Here is a 2,458-nt window from a genome sequence, read left to right on the forward strand (position 1 = left end):
CGACAAGGTTCGCCGATGCAGTTTTTCCGTCCGTTCTTGAGGTCTGAATGCGCAGTCTTTTGTTTTGGTTGAGTTTCCCGTTCTTGATCCCTCAGGCCCTCTACGTGCGGCAAACGGCACCGCGTTTCGCACCGGCATCCGGCCCGACGACGGGCGCTGTGGGTGATGGTGAGACGGTGCGGTTGCTCGCCATCGGCGATTCGATTATCGCTGGCGTCGGCGCCTCGGAACTATCGAAAGCGCTGGTAGGGCAAACGGCGCGCGCGTTATCGCAGCAAATTGACGGTCAGGTTACTTGGCAGGCGTTGGGAACCAGCGGTTTCGATTGTCGCAAAGTACTCGACATCTTGGTGCCGCAGTTGCCCGATGAACCGTTCGACTACGTCATCGTTTCGGTGGGCGTAAACGACATCACCGGGCTGACCTTTCTGCCGACGTGGCGGCGCAACTTGTCCACATTGGTTGAAACACTTCGCAAACATTCGCCCAACGCGGTCATCGCGGTCGCGGGTATGCCGCCGATGCACGGCTTTCCACTGCTGCCGCAGCCGCTGCGCGCGGTATTTGGTTCACGAGCCCGGGCGTTTGACGATGCGACACGAGAGATTGTCAGTCCTAGGGATGGCATGTTGTACATTCCACTGCACTTCGACCCCGATCCGTCGAAGTTTTCCCCGGATGGCTATCACCCGTCAGAGGAAAGCTACGTTGAATACGGTGCCGAGGTGGCAGAGCGGCTGGTGAGCGCTTGACTTCGCGTTGGCACTTGAGGGACCGTTGAGTTCTCCCATTCTCTTCATTAGATAGTTGACCCCATGCATAAGTTGATTCTTTCGCTCCGCGCTGCGACGTTGTTGGTTTTGGTTGTTGTTATCGGTGGATGCGCCTCTGCCAAGTATTCCGCATTGGAAAAAGTGGGCATCCACAAACGCGATATTCTTGTCGATGACGTCGAGGATGCACGCGATGCACAGGCCGATACGCGCGAAGAGCTGGTGTCAGCCTACGAGGAGCTCAGCACGCTGATCGGTCACGACGGCGGGGAGTTGGAGCGACAGTATGACCGGCTTAGTAAGCAGGTGGAGTCGGCGCAGGACGCGACCGATGACCTGGACGATCATCTCGCGGCCATCGATCAAGTGAGCAATGATCTATTCGAGGAGTGGGAGTCGGAGCTGGAGCTATACAGCAGTCAGGCGTTGCGCAACGATCAGGCGCAGAAGTTGGCTGAGTCGCGGCAACAGTTCAAGCAGATGCGCGACAGCATGCAGGTCGCGCGCAATCGTGTCGATCCGGTCATGGCGGTGCTGAACGACAATGTGCTGTACCTCAAACACAGCCTGAACGCACAGGCTGTTGCCGCGCTCCGTGGCGAGGCGGCCAAATTAGAAGCGAATGTCGATGCCCTGGTGCGCGACATGCAGGTTGCGATTGACGAGGCCGATAGCTTTATCAGCAAGATGCGCGGTTAGCGCAGGTTACATCCGCGAACGACTATCCTGCGAGATTGCCAAACACGCGTCGCTCGTTGTGCCGCTATTGCTGCGTGCGGATATCTTCCATCCAGGCCACAAAATCCGGGCTAAAGCGGTGCGACTCGCTTGTCCAGGTTGATTTAAGGCCTTCGCTCGTTTGAAAAAACGTTTGTAATCGTTGCACGACCGGCTCGAGTTCACTGGCGTGCATCTCCGTTCGCGCCAGGTCGATGTTGTGAAGAACGCTCAGCCAGAACTCGTGTACCTGGAAGCGCTCCAATTCAGTGAGATCTGATGTTTGGTTGGACTTGAGGACCAGAGCAGCCAACTTTTCGTCCGTCGCTAGAAGGCGGTGAGTGTCTTGGAGGAAAGTGGCCCGGTCGCGCCGAGCTTCTGCGTCTAGGAGCTCGTTATTTTGCTGTAGTTCAAAAGCGAGAAAAATGATGCCGGCAATCACGCCAATATTGGCGACGAGTTGCGCCCAATTTTCTATGCGCATTGACTTGATACTCATGCTTTACGTGCTCGGGTAGCGCCACGACGGGTCGACCGCTCGTATCTTAGCGCAAACGGGGCGAAGAGCTGGCCACACGGGCCATAAGGGATTGTCTGTCGGCCTACTTAAAGTCTTCGATCGCACACCGCAGCTGGCCACTGGCCATGCGGTAGCAGACATTCAACTTGAACCCGGTGGCATCTTCAGCGACCGACTCGATGGCGATCACCGCGTTAAACGAGCTGCCCGGCGCGATCGGTCGGCTGGGGTCGTTGTTGTCCACCAGATACTCTGACGGCTCCATCACGCGACTGCCGACCACTTCTTCAAACCGATCCGTTAGTGACACGTGCACCAGCGGGTAGGGTAATTCGGTCTCACTGCGATTGCCGATGCGTGAATAAATAGTGAGCACCTCATCGTTCTCGTCGGTGCTGCCTTTGGTTGCCTCAAAACGCCATCCGGCAACATCCCAATCGGGCGTCAC

Annotated in this window: 4 protein-coding genes; 2 read left to right on the forward strand and 2 right to left on the reverse strand. The window is 57.0% G+C overall.

What is annotated here, in order from left to right; translation table 11 throughout:
* The first annotated feature begins 47 nt into the window (after window positions 1–47).
* Together AAF465_17440 and AAF465_17445 are read left to right on the forward strand one after the other, a co-directional pair.
* Window positions 48–752 (forward strand): SGNH/GDSL hydrolase family protein, encoded by a 705-nt coding sequence (locus AAF465_17440; protein ID MEM7084506.1) that lies wholly within the window; start codon window positions 48–50, stop codon window positions 750–752.
* A 63-nt stretch (window positions 753–815) separates the two neighbouring features.
* Window positions 816–1,472 carry a DUF2959 family protein gene (locus AAF465_17445; protein ID MEM7084507.1) on the forward strand — a complete coding sequence of 219 codons (657 nt, stop codon included), beginning with the start codon at window positions 816–818 and terminating at the stop codon, window positions 1,470–1,472.
* 64 nt (window positions 1,473–1,536) lie between these two features.
* On the opposite strand, the gene AAF465_17450 is transcribed toward AAF465_17445, so the two are convergent.
* Window positions 1,537–1,989 (reverse strand): hypothetical protein, encoded by a 453-nt coding sequence (locus tag AAF465_17450; protein MEM7084508.1) that lies wholly within the window; start codon window positions 1,987–1,989, stop codon window positions 1,537–1,539.
* A gap of 103 nt (window positions 1,990–2,092) precedes the next feature.
* The coding region (locus AAF465_17455) for a DUF3426 domain-containing protein (protein ID MEM7084509.1) at window positions 2,093–2,458 on the reverse strand (366 nt) is incomplete at its 5' end.

Source organism: Pseudomonadota bacterium (assembly GCA_039028935.1).
In the GTDB taxonomy this organism is placed as follows: Bacteria; Pseudomonadota; Gammaproteobacteria; order Steroidobacterales; family SZUA-146; genus SZUA-146.